Genomic DNA, 19418 nt, shown 5'->3' on the forward strand with positions numbered 1-19418 from the left:
CTGTTCAGAATAACTTGTGATCGGATTTAAATAAAGTCGTGTACTTGCACCCAATATACGTTTATCATTATAGGCATCCTTCACATAAATTGTACCTTTCACTGTACCTTTACCTGTTCTTGCCAAACGATAATACTCTGATTCAGGGAATTCAATACGTGCCATTTTATTCTCTTCGCCATCTTCTGATATCATCATTTCAGATTCTGTAAGATTGTCATCAGACATATTTACATCATCTGCGTTAGTTAAATCACCCCAAAAATTTTTATCTTTGTTGATGTGTATATCTGGCTGTACGCATCCTGTAAATACAAACATTGCCATAAATGACATCAAAATTATAGTGACTATTTTAAACATTTTAACCCTTCATTCATAATTTCAGTATTATACACAATTAACATTACTTTAGTGTATTAACAACGTTTCTTTTTAAGCATTTTTTCTAAAAAAGTTTTTGCATCCGGATCACCTGAGAAGGCAGCTTTTTGGTACCAGAAGGCAGCTTTTTGACAACTTTTCTTTACTGCATATCCTTTCTGGTATCTCTTTGCTAAATGCTGCTGCGCTTCAACTTCACCCTCTTTGGCAAACCTATGAAGGTGTTTTACTTTTCGCTTTTCACCTTTATAGTACTTGACCGTATTGCGTATGAACCAGATCGTAAACATAAACAATGCTAAAATTATATAGAGTTCTATATTTTCCATATCATTAAAATATTCTACTATTTGCATCTTATTTTCCTAAACAGAATTCACCGAACATTTTGTCCAGTATCTCTTCACTGTCATAAGGCTTTGAAATAGATGAGATAGCCTTGACTGCTTCTTGCAAATGATAAGAGAAAAACTCCAACTCTCCATCCATAAGAGGTGTTTTTGCTTCTTCTATAGAAACTTTTGCTTTATTGACCGCTTCAATTTGACGGGCAGAGATAAGCATAAGTTCTTCTCCTTCTCCGATACCATCAAATAACTCCTCCAGCTTTTGGGTTAATTTCACAAACGCTTTTTTAGCACTTACTTCCAATATATCATAAGATTGGAGTCTTTTTGAATCGAACTTTCTCTCAAGATCTGATTTGTTTAGTGCAACCACAATGTGTTTATCTTCCAGTGCTTCAATGATAGAAAGTATCTTTTCATCTTCCACATCAAATACACGTGAACTGTCAAACAATGCCACGATCACATCTGCATCTTCAACCGAAGAGAGTGAACGTTCTATTCCTATCTTCTCTATGGTGTCTACAGATTCACGTATCCCTGCTGTATCTACCAGTCTGATGATATGGGATCCTATACGTACCTGCTCTTCAATTGTATCTCTTGTTGTCCCTGCAATATCACTTACAATAGCTCTATCATAAGAAAGTAAAGCATTCAGTAAAGAACTTTTACCTACATTTGGCTTTCCTATGATAGCCACTTTGAAACCATCTATAAGTCCTCTGCGTCTATGACTTGCATCAACGATATGCACTATTTGCTGAGTAAGTCCATCTAATTGTGTAACGATACTTTGCATAATATCATCAGGAATATCTTCTTCGGCATAATCGATCATCACTTCAGAGTAAGCCAATGACTTTAATAAAGCGTCCCTACTCTCATCAACAAAGGTCTTAAGTTCACCCTTCATCTGTTTTGCAAGTATCTTCGCAGCATCTACGCTTTTGGCTTCTATCAACTTAGAGATGGCTTCTGCCTCAGTAAGGTCTATTTTACCATTCAAAAATGCCCGCTTAGAGAACTCACCCGGTTCTGCAAGTCTTACACCATAAGAAGTGATGGTATCAAGTATCTCTTGCGCAACTATCATACCTCCATGACACTGAAACTCCACGATCTCTTCTCCCGTGAAGCTATGAGGTGCAGCAAAGTAAATCATAATAGCCTGGTCAATAAGTTCATTTTTAAAATTGTAAAGTGAAGTGAGATGCGCATATCTTGGAGTGATATTTTCTAAATGGGAGATTTTGTGTGCTATCTGTAAAGCAGCCTCTCCACTCACCCTAATAATAGAGATGGAAGAGACACCATGTGCAGTGGCAATAGCAGCTATAGAGTTATGCATTAGTCTTATTGTTATTGTTAAATTCGTTTATTACAACAAATTTTTTACCTTCACGGCCTGTCTTAACTGCAACATATTTATCCGGGAATCTTTCACGTAACTGTTCAAGTGCTATCTGTACCAAAATACCGTCAAGGAAACGTGTTTTACCTTTTCCCTGTTTTTCAACATTTTCGATCACCGGCTTAATATAGTTACGGATCATCTCTTGTTGTGTCGTTAGGAATTCCGCAATTTCAAGTTTAATGAAAAGTTCATATTTAGCATGTAACCAATTGAAAAGCATATAAGAAAGAGCATTATAACGATACCCTTCTTTACCTATGAGAAGAGCTGCATCATCACCATCTATAAAAATAAGTGCTGTGTTATCTCTCACATCAACTTCAACCACATCTATATCAAAACAAGAGTGAGAAAGCAGTTCTTTAAGTTGATCTTCTATCATAAGTGCCAACTCATCATACACTATCGTTTCTTCTTCAAGCGCTTCAACATCTGCAGCTTCATTATCATGATCTACCTCAAAAAAACGATCGACAATAGCATCTTTTTCAAGTATAGTTTCTAGCACTTCACTCTGGATAACCTGTTCTTCTTTTACAGTTGCAATTATTTCAGAAGCAACACTCTCTTCTGGACTTTGTACATAAAGAGATTCTTCTTTTTGAACTACACTCTCTGATTTATTTGGCACAGATTTTTTGCACGTTGCTACAATGATCGCATTTTTTTTCAAAAAGCCCAGGATACCTTTAGAAGGGTGTTGCACAACTTCTGATTGAAGTTCAGAAATAGAACATTCTAACATTTGAGAAGCTTTTTGATACGCTTCTTCCAGTGTTGGTGCTTCAACCTTTCTCATAGACTATTCCTTTGGTTTTTTATGTGCTGCAATAGCCGCTTGTTTTTGTTTTTCATACATATGATTGATGAAGTATTGTTGTGCGATCGTAAAGAGGTTGTTCACTAACCAGTACAATACTAGACCTGATGGGAAATAAACAAAGAACACTGTCATGATCACAGGGAACCACTTAAAGATCTTTTCCTGTAATGGATCAGTAAAGTTACTTGGAGTGATCTTTTGCTGAAACCACATAGATGCACCCATTAACACAGGAAGCACGAAATACGGATCCATCGCTGCAAGGTTTTCTATCCAAAGTATCCATTGGGCACCTTGTAGTTCATCTGCATTTAAAAGCACACGATAAAGCGCAAAGAAAACAGGAATTTGAAGGATCAGAGGAAGACATCCACCCATAGGATTTGCACCATGTTTCTTATACATTTCCATCATTTGTGCATTCATTTTTGCAGGATCACCTTTATACTTCTCTTTAAGATCTTTCATTTTTGGTGCCAGATCTTTAAGTTTCTGCATAGACATCATACCCTTGTATGAAAGTGGGAAGAGTACAAACTTCACAAGCAAAGTAAAGAGGATGATCGCCCATCCCCAGTTTCCGACATAATCATTTATCCAAAGTAATACTTGATAAAATGGTTTTGCGAGGAATGAGAACCATCCAAACTCAATAGCATCTGTAAGTTCTGGATTAATTGCTCTTAATATTCTCTCTTCTTTTGGTCCGATATAAGCATTTAATGTTAATGTATCTTCACCTTGTACAAAGATAAGAGGATCTCCATTTGCTTCTTTTAAAATAGAAACATTCAACCCTTTATCAAAATCAAAGAACATCGAAGCAACATATCTGTCAAAAGCAGAAGCTATTTTTGCATTTTGGAATTTTTCATACCCTTCAGCATCGCCATCTTCTACAGTGTTGATGATATCATCCGCACCCTTTACCAATGCTCCTCTTACAAGCATATACATAGACTGGTCAGCTACAGGTCTGTGTCCCGGTGTAATAAAGTATGGTGTTGATGCAGAAGTTGTAACTGTCACATCATACTGTCCCGTTGGTTTAAAAGTGATCTTTTTTGTAACGGTAACAGAAGAAAGTGTTTGTGTTAAAGTCAGCGTTTGAGGACCATTACTCACATCTATAGTTTGACTGCCTGCATTTACATAAGGTGTTTTAAATGCTTCCTCATTTAGTTTAACATCAGAAAACCTTACTTCCAGTGGTTTCACCTCAGTCGGAGATAAGATCTTTAAATTATTACCCTCATCATCATGATACTTCGTTTCTAAAAGTTCAACTTGAGAGATACGTCCAAATTCATCTACAGTCATGATAAAGTTATCAGATTTTACACTCACTAAACCTGTAGATGCCATTTGTACCGGAGCACTTGCAGCTGTTGTCGCTGTAGCACCTGGTGTAGGTACATTTGCATTAGATGCTGTGTCTATGGAAGGTGTTTGATTTGCAGTATTTGTTGTTTGTTTGGCTACTTCCGTAGGTGTTGCAGGCGGGAAAAAGTAACTATAGCCTATAAATACAAAAAAAGAAAGTGCCAGTGCCAGGAGAAGTCGTCTATTTAAATCTTGTTGTTCCAAAATTATACCTTTTATAATATGTCAATGATAGTATAGTGTTATATGTGTTAAATTATGTTGCAGAACACTTCTTAAGTGCATGTAGATACGCTTTGCGAGTCACAGAATAGTTTTCTTCAATAAGTGCAGGTTTTGCAACCAATATGTAACTACCTTGAGATAAGAGGTCTATATTTTCGATGAAATGTGCTCTTAACAAACGTTTTGCTCTGTTTCGATAAACTGCATTTCCAATTTTCTTAGAGGCGACAAAACCTACTTTATACTCATCATTCTTTTTGAAGAAAAGTACAAAGTAAGGTGTGTGCCATGTTTGTGTGGAGTGCTTATACACTCCGTTGAACTCTTTACTGGTTTTGATCCTAGTAAAATGTTTTATAGAACTGATAGTTTTATACCAGAAATATTATACTGATAGTCTTTTTCTACCCTTAGCTCTTCTTGCAGAAATTACTTTTCTACCATTTTTAGTTTTCATTCTTGTTCTAAATCCGTGGGTTCTTTTTCTTGGTGTACTATGAGGTTGGTATGTTCTTTTCATTCCGAATCATCCTTAATAAATTTTTACCTACATTCCTGTGGTATATTTGGACGGGATTTTACAGTAAAATCCCTTAAGACCTACTAATTAATGTAGACTTCTGAAAACAATTTCATTGGACTTATTCGTCTGTTTACTTTTTACAAATGTTTCAAGTAGTTTTAGGACCACTTGTTTAGGAGAATAATGTCTAACCCTTACTTCCAATTCTGTACAATAAACATCTGTACCTTTATCTAATTGAATATTGCGTATCACTCTCTCTGCAAACCGATATCCGCCATCAACCTTTGTATCTTGACAAAGCATCACATAAATGGACTCTTCTTTGTCAATTTCATATAAGATGTCCGTCTCTCGTTTTTCTTTATTCAATAATACATTTAAATCGATATCTTTTGCTGTCAAAAGCATAAGTACAAAAGTCTGTTCTCTTTCAAGATCCATAAGATAATACATAATATCAATAGTAGGTTCCAATATCTTTAACATATTTGCAGCAAGTTCAATTTCCTTACCCGTAAACCTTAAATTACTTGAACGAATTTCATTTTGTCTATTTCCCATCGCGATATGTCTCCTTCAGCATCCAATCTAAAATATTTCTTCCATTATAACAAAATATTTTAGATTCTATTGTATAATTTCTTATGAAAAATATACTATTTACTTTACCTTCTCCTTGTTGGCTACTGGAAGAAGAAAAACTACAAAAAAATCTTGAACTCCTCTCATATGTTAAACAACAAAGTGGGGCAAAAGTATTACTGGCACTCAAAGGGTATGCTTTGTGGAAAAGTTTTCCACTGATCAAACCTTATCTTGATGGATGCTGTGCCAGTGGTCTTCATGAAGCAAAGCTTGCAGATGAGACATTTTCTAAAGAAGTACATACCTATTCTCCTGCATTTAAGGAAGAAGAGATGGAAGAGATTGCCAAGATATCACATCACTTGGTATTTAATTCCCCTGCCCAGTTTCATACCTTTGCAGCGTTGGCTAAAAAAATAAATCCAAAACTCTCACTGGGTCTACGTGTGAATCCAGAGTATTCAGAGTCACCCAAAGAGATATATAACCCTTGTGGACTCTACTCCCGACTCGGCACAACCCTGGAAAATATGGATGAAACTGTTTTAGAACAATGTGATGGTTTGCATTTTCATGCACTTTGCGAACAAGACAGCTCTGCCCTTGAAAATGTACTTAAAAATTTTGAAGAGAAATTTGGCGCGTATATACCGCAAATGAAATGGATCAACTTTGGAGGGGGACATCATATTACACGTAGAGGATATGATACCCATAAACTCATACAGCTCATTAAAGACTTTAAAGAGAAGTATGAGGTAGAAGTATACCTTGAACCAGGAGAAGCCGTAGGATGGGAAACAGGTACCCTTATCACTACAGTCCTTGACATCGTGCACAACGGTATGGACATCGCTATCTTAGACTCATCCGCAGAAGCCCATATGCCTGACACGATAATCATGCCTTACCGTGCAGATGTTCGTGATGCAGGAGAGGCAGGAGAGAAAAGATATACTTATCGTCTGGCAGGTAATACCTGTTTAGCCGGAGATATCATGGGTGATTACAGTTTTGATGTGCCATTAAAAATAGGAGATAAAGTGATCTTCGAAGACCAGATGCACTATACTATGGTCAAAGCCACTACCTTTAACGGTGTGAAGCTTCCCTCTATCGCCATACAAAGACTAGACGGCACTGTAGAAGTAATACGTGAGTTTGGCTATGAGGATTTTAAGAACAGACTCTCTTAAAATTCCTTTGTATACATAATATCATAAGATTGAGACTCTGCACCAACACTTATAACACTTTCCAAATTTTTCCGATGACGGTATTTTACTCTTAGACGGGCAAATACTGTATCGAAGGTTGCCATTATCTTCTCTGACAATTTTTGACCTACTTCTAGACTGTTACCCTCACCTAATACAAGATGATCCAGGTCTATACCTACATCTGATAGAACAGATTTCGCCATAGTACCACCCATCATCCTCATCATATCATCACCGGTATTTGTACCAGCACCTGCTTCAGTATCAAATAAGATGATCGATAATATCTGTTCTTTGGTCAAGCTTGGTTTAGATGAAAACTTAATATTTGGTACATCCGCTGGACCCGTAGCCTTTATTGTAATAAGATAATTGGCTGATCTATAATTAACACTTGCATCAAGCATAGGTTTATTTGGGTTACCGGTAAAATAGATATAACTTTTATTGAGTACAAACTTCTTGCCTTCAAACGTATAACTACCACCTTGAAGTATCTCTATGGTACCCAGTAACATCAACTCTGCATGTTCTGCTTTATATACCACCAGGTCTATTGTTGATCTAATGTCTATATCACCCTGCTTATGAATGAATGGGGTTTTTGTTTTTATGTGTATGGAAACACTAAGGTTATCCGTAAATGAAGTATCTTCTTTCTTTTTCATATCTTGAACAATGAGAATGTCACTGTCTGAAGCAAAACTTTCTTGACTTGAATCATAATCTATAGTACCACCCAAAATGATCACTTCGCCATTGACATTTGTCTTATTGCCATCCAATACTGTTTTGATATCCACATCACTGTCTAACTCTACTATGTCATGTGCAATATGCAAATTCTCAGCATTTGCGTCTATGGTTCCTTTTTTGGTTTTTGTATTATACTCGCCCACTACCTCCAATTGGTCATTAAGCCAAAAAGGTGAAATGCTCACATTGCCATCTACAAACGAAACAGTTGAAGGTTTTGTAGAAAAAAATTCTTTGGTGGCATACGTCAGAGTATAACGCTTCAATATCACTTTTGAATCCTCCATACTTACTGCAAGATCAATATTGCTCACAGAATGCGCCATTTTATGATCAGGGTGATATATGATCTCTGGTGACTTCAATATCATATCTACAGTCTTTAATTCATTAACCTTCAAGGAGATATCTGCACTACCTTTCACAACAGGTACATCTGCCAATGTATAGATACCTTGAATACTTTCTATCAGGGTCTGCATAGAATTGATGTTTGTATCGATACTAAGATCTTGTTCGGCTATACCAGAAATATCAGCAAACACACCACCTAAGATTATCTTTCCGTCTACCTTTGTACTCTCTAGATCATAATGTGCTTTAGCTGTTAAAGTACCTGCGGTAAGTACACTATCGACACTATTATCTAAAAGTTCAGCATCAGCCTTGATAGGATTTAAGCTATCCCATTTAAGTTCTTGACTATAAGCACGCAAAAGAGATTCTTCTGGTATATGCGTGACTGTTTGGACTTGTAATTTTTCTTCATAACTTATGTTTGCATCCATATTTAGCACATTTGAATTGATTTTTGCATAAGCTGTTAATGAAACATTTTCATCAAAACGTATAGGTGCATCTATCACTATATTGGCTTTCGTTTGGTTCAATTCTGCAGGAAGTTCAATAAATTCATTGAGTACCAGCGCCTCTTTATTCTCTAAATGTAATACAGCCTTTTTAAAATCAGATGATATAAATGTTCCCTGAAGATTATCAGATTCTATGTCTGTTTTGATACTTTGCGTATCACCTTTGTATTTGATATGTAGATTATTAAGTGGTTTTACAAATTTGGCATCTACCCCTATGATCTGTTTCGCTTCGATCTCTCCACTATAACTTATGTTGTCGTCCATTATAAAGAGATTGGTCACTAAAACATTTTTTGCATAAGGTGTGCTCAAAAGCAGATCACTCTTAGCCTTCATACTGCTTTTTTCAATATCATACTTCACATTGATATGTAAATTGTCGATATCAAGATTAAAATCATCTTCACCAGCTTTGAGTATCTGCTCCATCTTTATCTGTAGATCTGAGCTTACCATTGATCGAGAAACATTTAAATCTAAAACTATGTCACCCACTGCCTCTCTTCTTATAGGAAGTTCATACATTTTAAAAAGTGCTTTTTTAGGTTTAAAATCCACTTTCCCGATGAGCTTATTATTTTTAACTTTCGTCTTATAGACAATATCACTAAGATTTGTACTGCTGCGCAAGTCCAGGTTGGCTTTTTGAAGCACAAGTTTTTGTACATCAAAAACAGCGTCTCTTCCTGTTACGTTCAACTGTTTTATATCTACAGGATCATAAACAAGAGGAAGTAGACTGATCTCTAATATATCAAGATGTACCCATTTAGGGATAAGCGGGTTTCCTGGTTCATTTTTACTAGCGTTATCTTCTGCCGTAACCGGTACATCACTTTTATCAGTCACTTTACTCTCATTACCATCAGGGAGGAAAAGTGTTTGCAGTGCAAGAGCATCAACATCTTTGATACTCAATTTTTTCACGTATACATGACCATCTTTCAAACTTGCATCCAGAACAATATCAGTTATATTTGAATCTACTTTCAAACCCAATTTATCTACACTCACACTATCACTTGCATACTCTACACCCATCACATTCAACGCTACATTTGAAATAGTAATGCCCTGTTCAACAAAAGGTTCAAGATCTACGTACAGCTGATCTACACCTACCCCAAAATCAAAAGGTTCACTACTGCTGCTTTCATTGTTATCAAAAGAGGCTATAAGGCTTTTGATCGTATCTACATTGGCTTTTTCTATCCGTAGTGTCTTCACAATGATCTTTTTCTTAAAAAGCCCAGAGGGATTCCACTTGAAAGTAATGTGTTGTGCCATAGATGCATTATCATAAGCCAGATCTTCTATCTGTAAGCCAGTGAGTATATTACCGTGGATGCGACTATAGGTGATATTGTAGTCCGGTGAATATTCATCAGCAACTTTCTTGATCACCAAAGGTGAATTGGCTACAAAATAAATAACCAGTCCCAATACTATCAAAGTGATCAACATATAAACTACTATTTTTCTAAGCCAAAGAAGGGGTCCATAAAGTAATAAATTTTTCAAAACGATTGTCCTATTTGAAAGTTTATACCATGTATAGTAGGATCATTGACATTCACCCCAACATCCAGTTTAAAAGGTCCGATGGGTGTCATATATCGTACTCCCAGACCTGCAGAGCTTATGACCTCTCCTGAAAAGTCATAACTCTTTTCAGTTAGCATCGTATTATCAGTAAAAACTGCACCATAAATATCACCCTTCACAGGAAAATTTGCTTCCAATGAGAGATTAAGCCAGGTTGATGCCCCATTAATACTGTCTTCGGTAGAAGAGATGATTACACCAAGTTCCCTGTAACCGTATGCACGGTTAGAGTATGGACCTCCAGCAAAAAAGTACTTTGATTCAGGGATCACATTATCAGTTCCATCGATCAGGCCAAGTTTTCCCACCGCAGAAAGTGTGATATTTGAAAGTGTATGGATGATCCTACCTTCGAATAATGCTTTATAATACTCACTAGTTTCATCATCTTTTGCAAGTCCTAATTCACCATAGGCAGAAAGATAATATCCATACTTTGGATTAAGCTTATCATCTCTGGCATCATACACAGCATCTATATAGGGATAAAGAAGATTAAATGTACCTTCATTCACAGCCTGTTCAAAGATAGTAGAATCATAACCATCCAAAAGAGATATAATAATATCTTCGAATGCCATTCCTGCTCTTAATCTCAGTTTTTCATCCTTGTATTCCAAATAAGCCTTCCCGTAAGACATCTCTTCTGTAAAACCATCATACTCTAAATTTGAATATCCAATTTCTGCACCAAAATCAATCGGGTAATCTAAAATATGTAATAGAAACGGCTTAAAAAATGCCAATTTTGCTATTTGATCCTTATCTGAGTATGAAACTGTAAGAGAAAGTTTTTGGGCATTTCCCATAAAATTATTTTTAGTTATTTGACTACGGAGACGTGGCCCCTCAAAGGTATCATACCCTACTCCTGCCTCAAAATGGTACGCTTTCTCCATCTCTGTAAAGTTTATATCCACTGGTATAACATTATAAAACTTCCTGTCTACATTCACAACTATAGAGTCAAAGGCACTCAGTGCATAAAGGTTATTAGAGGTACCTTGTACCAATTTAGGACTATATACTTCTCCTTCTTTAGCTCTTACACGTGATTTTATGATGTCCTCATCTACCGTTTTTAAACCTGTGATCGTCAGTTTTCCAAAAGTACATAGACCACCTTTCTCTAAGTTATAACGAACATCCACGGTATGTTTATCCAGATCTACATATGCTTTAGTGTCAAACTCATAACTACAATAGCCATCGTTAAGCAGCTGTTTAATAATATCCGTTTTTATCGATATAAACGTTTTTGCTTTAAAAATTTCATTCTTTTGCAATGTGATCAAGGAAGAGATATCATAATCACTGGAGATATTGATATCTCTGACTTTTACAGGTTCATTTTCAGTAACCGTTACAAAGATAGTGCTGTTGGTCTCTTTGATCGAAAATTTTACATCATAAAAACCTTCAGAGTTATAAAAACTTTTTAAAGCAGGTTCTAAAGTAGGCAGTAGTTTATCTTCAATGCTAGGTCTGTCTTCTTTCCAAAATTGAAAGAATTTTTTAGTTTCAACACCTGTTGCATCCTGCAGGTCAGATTCTTCAAAGTGTTTTTGTCCTGTAAAATGGATCTCATGTGTGGGTAAAACTATTTCATCTGCTAAGAGAAAAGTAAACATACACAGTGTTATAAAAATCTTCAATTTATCATACATTCATTCTTCTCCTTTCTATAAAATATTTTACTTTCATCTTAACTCAACAGATCTTTCACACTTTCCAAAGGATCTTTGCCCTCTTCTATCATAGCATAGACCTCTTGGGCTATAGGAAGATAGAGCTCTTTTTCTTTTGCTATTTTATAGATAGCTTTAGCAGTAGGTACACCCTCTGCTACTTCCCCTAGCTCTTCAAGGATTTCATCCATACTCTTACCTTTGGCAATTCCCAATCCAACACGGTAATTACGTGAGAGCGTGGAACTTGCAGTAAGGAAAAGATCACCTGCTCCACCCAAAGAGAGAAATGTCTCATTTCTGGCACCAAAAAATTCACCAAAACGGCTCATCTCTACCAGTCCTCTTGAGATAAGGGCTGCTCTAGCATTATTCCCAAGTCCCAGACCATCACAAACACCACCTGCTATAGCAATAACATTTTTGTATGATCCTGAGATCTCTGCACCTATCACATCATCATCCACATACCCTTTAATGAAATTAGGCAGTGCATCTGCATAGGTTTGTGCCAGTTTGGGATTCGTAGAGCTTATTTTAAGTGCTGTAGGAAGTGACTGTTGTACTTCAGCTGCGAAGGAAGGTCCAGAGATAAAAGCCAATCTATCAGCAGAGACAAATGCACCATAGACTTCGTTTAGAAATGCACCTGTGCTTGTCTCTATCCCTTTGGCTGCTACAAGTATATTTTGTCCATGATCGACAAAGTTCTCTTCCATCCATCCACGAACAAACTGTGCAGGAATTGCCATCACCAGATATTCATACGATAAAGCTTCGCTCATGGGAACAAAATTCTCTATATCTTTACTGTTCCGAGAAGAGATAACCACATCATTATTCTGACTATAGGCATGATACAATGCCTGTCCCCATTTACCTGCGCCTATAATTGCTATTTTCATTTATGAACCTTTCCAATATGACTAGTCATATGAGCCAACTGCTGTAGTTGACCTAGCGTCAGTGTAGTCAATTGGGCTTTTCTCAATTGGCGTTCTGTAACAATCATTTTCATATCTTTATCCCTCATACTTTTTTTCAATCATTTCAACAAACTGTGAAGCACTCTCATCATACATATCAAATATTCTACTCACACCTGCTAAAAGTAATTTTCTATTGTCCTCTTTGGTATCAGAAAGTGCCACGATATCACTCTTAAACCCATTTGCACGAAGTGTAATACTGTAATAGACATTAACCGCTTCTTCATCCATAGCACACACTGCAATACCATCCTTGACATCTGGTGCTTCACTGCTTTTTTTGTCAATGAGGATCACATTGGTAAAACCATCTCTTTTGGCTCTTTCATAATTCTCATTATCTATCTCATAAACCGTAACTTCGATCCCTACCTCTTTGAGCATTTTACAGATATGACTACTCTTATGTGTGTAACCAAAAAAGAAGATGCTTTTTTTCTCTTCTTCACTGTGTTTTTTCAAATAATTGAACGCTTTTGTATCTACCACATCATAAGGCTCAACCAAACCATCTACTTTAGTAGCTTCATATTGTGGACGTAATTCGACTTGATTCATACGGGCATAAACCACTGAGTCTGCCTGAATACTTTTTGCATTGAGTATAAAGTAGATATTATTGATATCAGAGCTTCTCAACGTCAACATCGCAGCGATGTTCCCTCTCTCATACAATGTTTTAATAAGCTTTGCAGATGAACCATCTGCATGTATCACCTGATAGCCGTCTTCAAGTGCGATCTTAGATTTCTCTTCATCACTTTCTATGATCACAGGTTCATAATTTCTATGTATTTTTAGTTTCTTGGCGATAGTTGTACCCAAGTGGCCATATCCATTGATGATGACCACATTTTGCATTTTGTTCACAGAGTTGATACTGTCTTGGTTGCGCAGTTCTCCAAATCTTGTAGAAAAAGCAGAAACCATCACAGAAGTCACAAATGAGATCATAGCGATACCAAAAATAATACCGAACATCGACACTATTTTACCTAATTCAGTCACAGGAGAGATATCACCGTATCCCACAGTAGATATGGTTACCAATGCCCAATATAAAGCATCCAGATAAGAACCTAATGCTTCATTGACACCAAATTCAAGAAGATAAAATATAGAACCAAATGTAAAAGTGACACCTAGAAGCATATAGCCTAAAAAGACAAATTCGAAACGCTTTTTAAGCAATGCATTGAAAAGACTTGATGCTCCATGCATATAGTGATACAGCTTAAGCAGTCGTATAATTCTAAATTTTGGGAAAATAGCTATAAGATCAATAAGTGCAGGCAGCGAGATCATATAGCGTAATTTAGACTTAACTACTGCCCAATATCGTGCAGATCCACTCTCTTCAGAAGAAGTAGAGACAATATATTTATGTATATCATGACTGATCCACAGTCTCAACAGATATTCCAATGCAAAGATACCCGTTACAAAATAGAGATCAAACTCTACAAGCCATTCAGGTACCTTTTCAGATTTACTCAAGATAAGTATAGAAATTGAAATGACAATAAGCCCTATCATAAATGCATCAAAGTACTTTTTATAAGGGTAGTTTACATCTTCAAGAAGTGAACGGAAAAATGATTTTATCTTTTGATAGCGTACAGAGCTATCTATCTTGTGCGAGAGTTTAACTATGAAGTCATGCATATGTTTCTACCTCCCAAAAGTTATCATCCCATGGTGAAGTACCAGGGATGAGATATATATCTAGCCAAGTCTTGCTTTAAGTAATTCATTTACTTTAGCAGGGTTTGCCGATCCTTTGCTGGCTTTCATCGTTTGTCCCACAAAGAAACCAAAGAGTTTGTCTTTACCACCTTTGTACTGCTCTACTTTATCCGGGTTTGCAGCCAAGATCTCATCGATAATAGCCAATATTGCTCCATCATCACTCACCTGTGCCAATCCAAGTTCGTCAATGAGAGCATCTATATCACGACTCTCATTTTCCATCATATGGTCAAGGATCTCTTTAGCTCCTGATCCGGAGATCGTACTGTCAGATATCTTAGACACAAGTGTTCCCAATGTCTTAGCATCTACAGGAGAATCTTCTATAGCATTACCCGCTTTGTTCAAACGACCAAGTAATTCTGATGTTAGCCATGTTACCGCTGTTTTAGCTACTGCACCATGCTCCAACATCTCTTCAAAGTAGTATGCCATCTCTTTATCTGCAGTGATCACGTGTGCATCAGCAGACTTGACACCAAGTTCTTCTACATAACGTTTTACTTTAGCATCTGGAAGCTCCGGCATGATCTTTGCTTCAGCTATCATCTCATCAGTCACTATCAGCGGACGTAGATCAGGATCCGGGAAATAACGGTAATCTGCTGCTTCCTCTTTCCCTCTCATAGACTTTGTTACACCTTCATCCACATTCCAAAGACGTGTTTCCTGATTCACCTCTTGCTCATAGACACCATCTTCATACGCTTCGGTTTGTCTTTGCACTTCATAGGCTATGGCAGCAGCTACAAATTTGAATGAGTTGATGTTCTTTATCTCAACTCTTGTACCAAATGCTTCCTGACCTTTTGGACGGATGGAAACATTCACATCACATCTAAATGAACCCTCTTGCATATTTGCGTCAGAGATGTCAAGATAACGTACAGTAGAGTGAAGTTTTTTCAAATATGCTACTGCTTCATCAGAACTTCTCATGTCCGGATCAGATACGATCTCAAGCAATGGTGTACCTGAACGGTTCAGATCTACTTTAGAGTGGTTACCCTCATGCATGTTCTTACCTGCATCTGCCTCAAGGTGTGCCTGAGTCATTCCGATACGTTTTTGTGTACCATCTGCAAGATCTATGAACACCTCACCTTTCTGTACGATCGCTTTTGTCAATTGTGTGATCTGATATGCAGAAGGACTGTCTGGATAAAAATAAGATTTTCTATCAAATATAGATTCATGATTTACATTTGCATTGATCGCATATCCAAGTCTCATTGCTTTTATCGCAGCTTCTTTATTGACCACAGGTAAAGCGCCGGGAAGTGCCAAACATGTAGGACAGGTATTCGTATTTTGGTGCTCTGCAAAAGAGGTAGGACAAGAGCAAAATAGTTTCGTTTTAGTGTTAAGTTGAACATGAACTTCAAGACCGATGACGGTTTCAAACATAGTGATTTTCCTTATAAATATAACGCGTGTTGAATGAGATAGATTATAGCGTTTTGCTTATTTAAGAGAGTTTATTGCTTGATGATACGGACATCTCCAAAGAAAACAAGGTCTTTTAAAACTGCTTTTTCTACCAGACCTTCTTGACCTATTCTTACATCAAGTTCACCTTGTTTACTATGATAGAGTTTACGATGCATCACTACCGTACTGTACCAATCACCCTCTTGACCCTGGCCTAAAAGACTTTTCATTGACTTTAAAGATTTTTCTGAAGGTAGTGTAATATCAACACGGCCATTTTTCCGATCTGCACCTATGGCTATAAATCGATACTGCTTAGCTGTGTATTTATGCATGATATGTTTGGGAAGGTTCAGAAAGAGTGTCATCATGTCATCTTTACCATAGTAATCAAGTGTCACTGTTCTATCTTGAATCAGTTCATCGTATTTCCACTTTTTATACTGCCGTGTAACTTTCTTTTTTTTATGATTCACCCTGTAAATGGTTGTACTCGTATAGTATCCAAAAGATTTGATCATCTGGTACATATCTGTTATCAGTAAACCATTAACAACATGCCCTTTGGAGATATGTCGTTCTTTAAGATCATCAGTCACTGCCCTTGCTATACCTACAGCAGATACATTTGCATCTAACATATAATATTTATGATCAGATGTCAGTGTAGCATGTACTTTGCCCACTTCACCAAATACACCAAATTCAACAGAGTAATCTGCTTCTATATTTTTGGCATTTAGACTCGATGAAAACAAGATAAAAACAAAAGTGATAAAAAGAGAAGTGATTCGTAACATTTTCTAGCCTCTAAAATAACGGATAGAAGCAAAACCGCTGGCTCCGGCTATTTGACACGCGCTTATCTGTTCCTGTGTCAAAATACCCCCCAAGGCCAACACCGGTATATTGACTTGTGAAGTAACAGATGCTAACGCTTCCAAACCAACAGGTAACCCTTTATTTGGTGTATCAAAAACAGGACTGAAAGTTGCCATGTCCGCACCTAATGATTCTGCATTTTTGAGCTCATCTATACTATGGGTGCTCACAACAACAAAGAGATCCATCGCTTTTGCCTCAGGTATATCATTTAGTTGTAAACTACTTAAATGTACACCATCGGCTCCTGCAGCATTTGCCGATACAAGGTCTCCATGAATGATGACTTTTTCAAAACCAAACACTTTAGCTGCTTTAACAAAATCAACATCGTACTTAGAAGCATTGGATTTATCTCGATAGACGATCATAGAAGCTTTTTGGGAAAATCTTGTTAAGTCACGTTCTAAATGGTTGAGATCTAAGGTAGAAGGGTCAGTGATAGCATAGCTGATCATTGTAAGTTGCTGTTCTCTTTTTGTATGAGAAGTTTTTCAAGCAGTGCTGTTTGCTTTTTAAGTTCCAAATGTCGCTCTTTAGCAGTGATAATATGTTCAAGTAAAAGTACAGATATCATCCCAGGCAGTGCACCCATAAATCCAGATACCAGTGCCAAAAGTAGATTATCATGATAAAAAGCGAGAAATGAAGTTACGGCACCTAGCAGGACAGCTGCCCATGCTACGCCTAAGAGAAAGTTGACCACAAAACTCAACGGTCTGTTTTGTAGTCTCATGTTAAGTACTCCAATGTTTTCTTAGTGCTCTTCTTCTAGTGCTAGTGCACCTGCAAGATAAACATAAGTAAGGATCATAAATACAAATGTTTGCAAAAATGCCATAAATGTAAGAAGAACAAGTGGTGTGATAGGTATGATCCATGGTGTTAACATTAAAAGAACCCATAAGAACAGGTCATCACCCTTAATGTTACCAAAAAGTCTGAATGAAAGTGAAACGATACGAGACATATGAGAAACGATCTCAATTGGGTACATTAAAAGTGACATTGCAAATTTTGCTATTGGATTCATCTCTCCAAGGTGTACAAAGTTTTTAAAGTATTTAAAAGCACCTTGTTTTTTAACACCTTCATAATTGTAGTAGAAAAATACTAGAAGTGCTAAAACCAATGTAACATTGATGTTTGATGTTGGAGATTCAAATCCAGGGATAATACCGATAAGGTTATTCACAAGTACAAACAAACCAATTGTCGCAATTAAAGGTAAATATTTACGTGCATGCTCTTCACCGATAACATCTTTACCCATAGCAATAACACCACCAAGAAACGCTTCCATAACGTTTTGTGTACCTGTTGGTACAGCTCTAAGACTCTTTGTTGCCATTTTCGCAATAGCGATGATAATAATTGCTGTCAAAACCAAGTGCGAAACAAATAACATTTGTCCATGTCCAAATATTGCGCCTAGATAAGTAAATATACCTTCCATATAACATCCTCTTTTAAGTTAAATATTGCGGGATTATACCGATTAATTGCTTAGTTTTAGGCTAATTTCTCTTGCCCTAAGCGATAAAGTGCAAAATCATATTTAATGGGGTCTTTTTCATCAAAAGTACGTAAGGTATCAGTCAATTCTATGCTTGCTTTCATATCATAGGTTTTACGATTGAGTAATCCTAAACGACAAGAAACTTGAAATGTGTGTGTATCTAAAGGCATGAGCAGATCTTTTTTATCTATTTTTGACCATAATCCCATATCTAAGGCATCTTTCCGGACCATCCAGCGCAAGTACATCATATAACGTTTATAGGTACCTGCAGAAGCTACTTTTTTGGGTACAGAACCTGTTAAAAAACTATATCCTCTTGTTTGTCTGGGATATACAGATTGTAAAGTCTCTATAAAAGACCAGAGACCATCTAAAACATTTTCTTCTTTTTGGTAACCGTTATAGAAGATATTTTCAATACTCTCTTCAGATCTTAAACGTTTTAATGCGATAAAAAGTGCAGCCACATCTTCAGAGTTTTGAAAACGATAATAATGCGAAGAGAGTGTTCTTTGTATCTGCTCTTCACTGGACCCTAACAAAGAAAAATCCAAACTTTGTAAAAACTTTACAATAACTCCTGCATTACCATAGGCAAATAAGGCACAGATCAACGCTATAGATTCATCTTTATATTTAGATGCGATGAGAAGGGGGTCTGGTTTTTCGTAAGAGATTTCAGAGATATTGTTTCTGGCTTTTACTTCTTTGTCTAAAAGCGTTTTGATATCTTGCAGTGCTTTATTCATATTTTTCTTTTTAAGCACCTAGGTGCGTGAGCATTATGCTGAAAAAACTCAGCGTTAGCGTAGGAAAGATGGGCTTTGCCCATTTTCCGTCCTAATAAATTACAAGGTAAAGTGTTCACCGAGATAATGCTTACGTACATTCTCATTATTGGCTATTTCATCACTTGTACCCGTGGCAAACATTTCTCCGCTTCTCATCACGTAAGCTCTATCGCAGATACCCAGTGTTTCACGTACATTATGGTCTGTAATAAGAATACCC

18 protein-coding genes and 2 pseudogenes are annotated in these 19418 nt (G+C 36.7%); 1 reads left to right on the plus strand and 19 read right to left on the minus strand.

Annotation, left to right across the window (positions count from 1 at the left end):
• From ABYK33_RS06590 to ABYK33_RS06625, 8 genes and pseudogenes are all read right to left on the minus strand, one after another.
• Positions 1 to 363: pseudogene (locus tag ABYK33_RS06590) on the minus strand (carboxypeptidase regulatory-like domain-containing protein); the annotation flags it as partial.
• A gap of 56 nt (positions 364 to 419) precedes the next feature.
• On the minus strand, positions 420 to 740 hold the full coding sequence (locus tag ABYK33_RS06595) for a hypothetical protein (RefSeq protein WP_373032252.1): 321 nt from the start codon (positions 738 to 740) through the stop codon (positions 420 to 422).
• A 1-nt stretch (position 741) separates the two neighbouring features.
• The gene (mnmE, locus tag ABYK33_RS06600; RefSeq protein WP_373032253.1) at positions 742 to 2082 is read right to left on the minus strand and encodes a tRNA uridine-5-carboxymethylaminomethyl(34) synthesis GTPase MnmE; all 1341 of its coding nucleotides are present in this window, start codon (positions 2080 to 2082) and stop codon (positions 742 to 744) included.
• Positions 2075 to 2947, minus strand: coding sequence for a Jag N-terminal domain-containing protein (locus ABYK33_RS06605; RefSeq protein WP_373032254.1), 873 nt, complete (start codon positions 2945 to 2947; stop codon positions 2075 to 2077). The genes mnmE and ABYK33_RS06605 overlap by 8 nt, the downstream gene beginning before the upstream one ends.
• 3 nt (positions 2948 to 2950) lie before the next feature.
• Positions 2951 to 4558 (minus strand): membrane protein insertase YidC, encoded by a 1608-nt coding sequence (gene yidC, locus ABYK33_RS06610; RefSeq protein WP_373032255.1) that lies wholly within the window; start codon positions 4556 to 4558, stop codon positions 2951 to 2953.
• Positions 4559 to 4610: 52 nt separating this feature from the next.
• Positions 4611 to 4946, minus strand: coding sequence for a ribonuclease P protein component (rnpA, locus tag ABYK33_RS06615; protein ID WP_373032269.1), 336 nt, complete (start codon positions 4944 to 4946; stop codon positions 4611 to 4613).
• Between the two features lie 18 nt (positions 4947 to 4964).
• Entirely contained in the window at positions 4965 to 5099 is a 135-nt protein-coding gene (rpmH, locus tag ABYK33_RS06620) for a 50S ribosomal protein L34 (RefSeq protein WP_223891047.1), read from the minus strand.
• A gap of 87 nt (positions 5100 to 5186) precedes the next feature.
• A complete protein-coding gene (locus ABYK33_RS06625; protein WP_373032256.1) occupies positions 5187 to 5666 on the minus strand; it encodes a hypothetical protein in 480 nt (159 codons plus the stop codon).
• Positions 5667 to 5749: 83 nt separating this feature from the next.
• Here ABYK33_RS06625 and nspC point away from each other — a divergent pair, with 83 nt between their 5' ends.
• Positions 5750 to 6886, plus strand: coding sequence for a carboxynorspermidine decarboxylase (nspC, locus tag ABYK33_RS06630; RefSeq protein ID WP_373032257.1), 1137 nt, complete (start codon positions 5750 to 5752; stop codon positions 6884 to 6886).
• On the opposite strand, the gene ABYK33_RS06635 is transcribed toward nspC, so the two are convergent.
• From ABYK33_RS06635 to ABYK33_RS06685, 11 genes and pseudogenes are all read right to left on the minus strand, one after another.
• Entirely contained in the window at positions 6883 to 10062 is a 3180-nt protein-coding gene (locus tag ABYK33_RS06635; RefSeq protein WP_373032258.1) for a translocation/assembly module TamB domain-containing protein, read from the minus strand. The genes nspC and ABYK33_RS06635 overlap by 4 nt on opposite strands.
• Positions 10059 to 11813 carry an autotransporter assembly complex family protein gene (locus ABYK33_RS06640; protein ID WP_373032259.1) on the minus strand — a complete coding sequence of 585 codons (1755 nt, stop codon included), beginning with the start codon at positions 11811 to 11813 and terminating at the stop codon, positions 10059 to 10061. Before ABYK33_RS06640 ends, ABYK33_RS06635 begins: the two co-directional genes overlap by 4 nt.
• A 38-nt stretch (positions 11814 to 11851) precedes the next feature.
• The gene (locus ABYK33_RS06645) at positions 11852 to 12739 is read right to left on the minus strand and encodes an NAD(P)H-dependent glycerol-3-phosphate dehydrogenase (RefSeq protein ID WP_373032260.1); all 888 of its coding nucleotides are present in this window, start codon (positions 12737 to 12739) and stop codon (positions 11852 to 11854) included.
• A 117-nt stretch (positions 12740 to 12856) separates the two neighbouring features.
• Complete coding sequence (locus tag ABYK33_RS06650; RefSeq protein WP_373032261.1) at positions 12857 to 14488, minus strand: NAD-binding protein; 1632 nt, start codon at positions 14486 to 14488, stop codon at positions 12857 to 12859.
• Positions 14489 to 14548: 60 nt separating this feature from the next.
• Positions 14549 to 15979, minus strand: a complete 1431-nt coding sequence (gene gatB, locus ABYK33_RS06655; RefSeq protein WP_373032262.1) for an Asp-tRNA(Asn)/Glu-tRNA(Gln) amidotransferase subunit GatB — start codon at positions 15977 to 15979, stop codon at positions 14549 to 14551.
• 71 nt (positions 15980 to 16050) lie between these two features.
• Positions 16051 to 16803 carry a hypothetical protein gene (locus tag ABYK33_RS06660; RefSeq protein ID WP_373032263.1) on the minus strand — a complete coding sequence of 251 codons (753 nt, stop codon included), beginning with the start codon at positions 16801 to 16803 and terminating at the stop codon, positions 16051 to 16053.
• 3 nt (positions 16804 to 16806) lie between these two features.
• Positions 16807 to 17343 (minus strand): thiamine phosphate synthase, encoded by a 537-nt coding sequence (locus tag ABYK33_RS06665; RefSeq protein ID WP_373032264.1) that lies wholly within the window; start codon positions 17341 to 17343, stop codon positions 16807 to 16809.
• Positions 17340 to 17621, minus strand: a complete 282-nt coding sequence (locus tag ABYK33_RS06670) for a hypothetical protein (RefSeq protein WP_373032265.1) — start codon at positions 17619 to 17621, stop codon at positions 17340 to 17342. The genes ABYK33_RS06665 and ABYK33_RS06670 overlap by 4 nt, the downstream gene beginning before the upstream one ends.
• Before the next feature lie 21 nt (positions 17622 to 17642).
• Complete coding sequence (locus ABYK33_RS06675; protein WP_373032266.1) at positions 17643 to 18341, minus strand: F0F1 ATP synthase subunit A; 699 nt, start codon at positions 18339 to 18341, stop codon at positions 17643 to 17645.
• Positions 18342 to 18397: 56 nt separating this feature from the next.
• Entirely contained in the window at positions 18398 to 19156 is a 759-nt protein-coding gene (locus tag ABYK33_RS06680) for a TIGR02757 family protein (protein ID WP_373032267.1), read from the minus strand.
• Between the two features lie 99 nt (positions 19157 to 19255).
• Positions 19256 to 19418: pseudogene (locus ABYK33_RS06685) on the minus strand (ABC transporter ATP-binding protein); the annotation flags it as partial.

Origin of the sequence: Sulfurovum sp. (assembly GCF_041562805.1) — a bacterium.
In the GTDB taxonomy this organism is placed as follows: Bacteria; Campylobacterota; Campylobacteria; order Campylobacterales; family Sulfurovaceae; genus Sulfurovum.

Coding starts and splice junctions, on each gene's coding strand:
- rpmH (WP_223891047.1), bottom strand. CDS start 5,099: ATGAAAAGAACATACCAACCTCATAGTACACCAAGAAAAAGAACCCAC.
- ABYK33_RS06650 (WP_373032261.1), bottom strand. CDS start 14,488: ATGCATGACTTCATAGTTAAACTCTCGCACAAGATAGATAGCTCTGTA.
- ABYK33_RS06595 (WP_373032252.1), bottom strand. CDS start 740: ATGCAAATAGTAGAATATTTTAATGATATGGAAAATATAGAACTCTAT.
- ABYK33_RS06660 (WP_373032263.1), bottom strand. CDS start 16,803: ATGTTACGAATCACTTCTCTTTTTATCACTTTTGTTTTTATCTTGTTT.
- mnmE (WP_373032253.1), bottom strand. CDS start 2,082: ATGCATAACTCTATAGCTGCTATTGCCACTGCACATGGTGTCTCTTCC.
- ABYK33_RS06645 (WP_373032260.1), bottom strand. CDS start 12,739: ATGAAAATAGCAATTATAGGCGCAGGTAAATGGGGACAGGCATTGTAT.
- ABYK33_RS06605 (WP_373032254.1), bottom strand. CDS start 2,947: ATGAGAAAGGTTGAAGCACCAACACTGGAAGAAGCGTATCAAAAAGCT.
- gatB (WP_373032262.1), bottom strand. CDS start 15,979: ATGTTTGAAACCGTCATCGGTCTTGAAGTTCATGTTCAACTTAACACT.
- nspC (WP_373032257.1), top strand. CDS start 5,750: ATGAAAAATATACTATTTACTTTACCTTCTCCTTGTTGGCTACTGGAA.
- ABYK33_RS06640 (WP_373032259.1), bottom strand. CDS start 11,813: ATGTATGATAAATTGAAGATTTTTATAACACTGTGTATGTTTACTTTT.
- ABYK33_RS06680 (WP_373032267.1), bottom strand. CDS start 19,156: ATGAATAAAGCACTGCAAGATATCAAAACGCTTTTAGACAAAGAAGTA.
- ABYK33_RS06675 (WP_373032266.1), bottom strand. CDS start 18,341: ATGGAAGGTATATTTACTTATCTAGGCGCAATATTTGGACATGGACAA.
- ABYK33_RS06670 (WP_373032265.1), bottom strand. CDS start 17,621: ATGAGACTACAAAACAGACCGTTGAGTTTTGTGGTCAACTTTCTCTTA.
- ABYK33_RS06625 (WP_373032256.1), bottom strand. CDS start 5,666: ATGGGAAATAGACAAAATGAAATTCGTTCAAGTAATTTAAGGTTTACG.
- ABYK33_RS06665 (WP_373032264.1), bottom strand. CDS start 17,343: ATGATCAGCTATGCTATCACTGACCCTTCTACCTTAGATCTCAACCAT.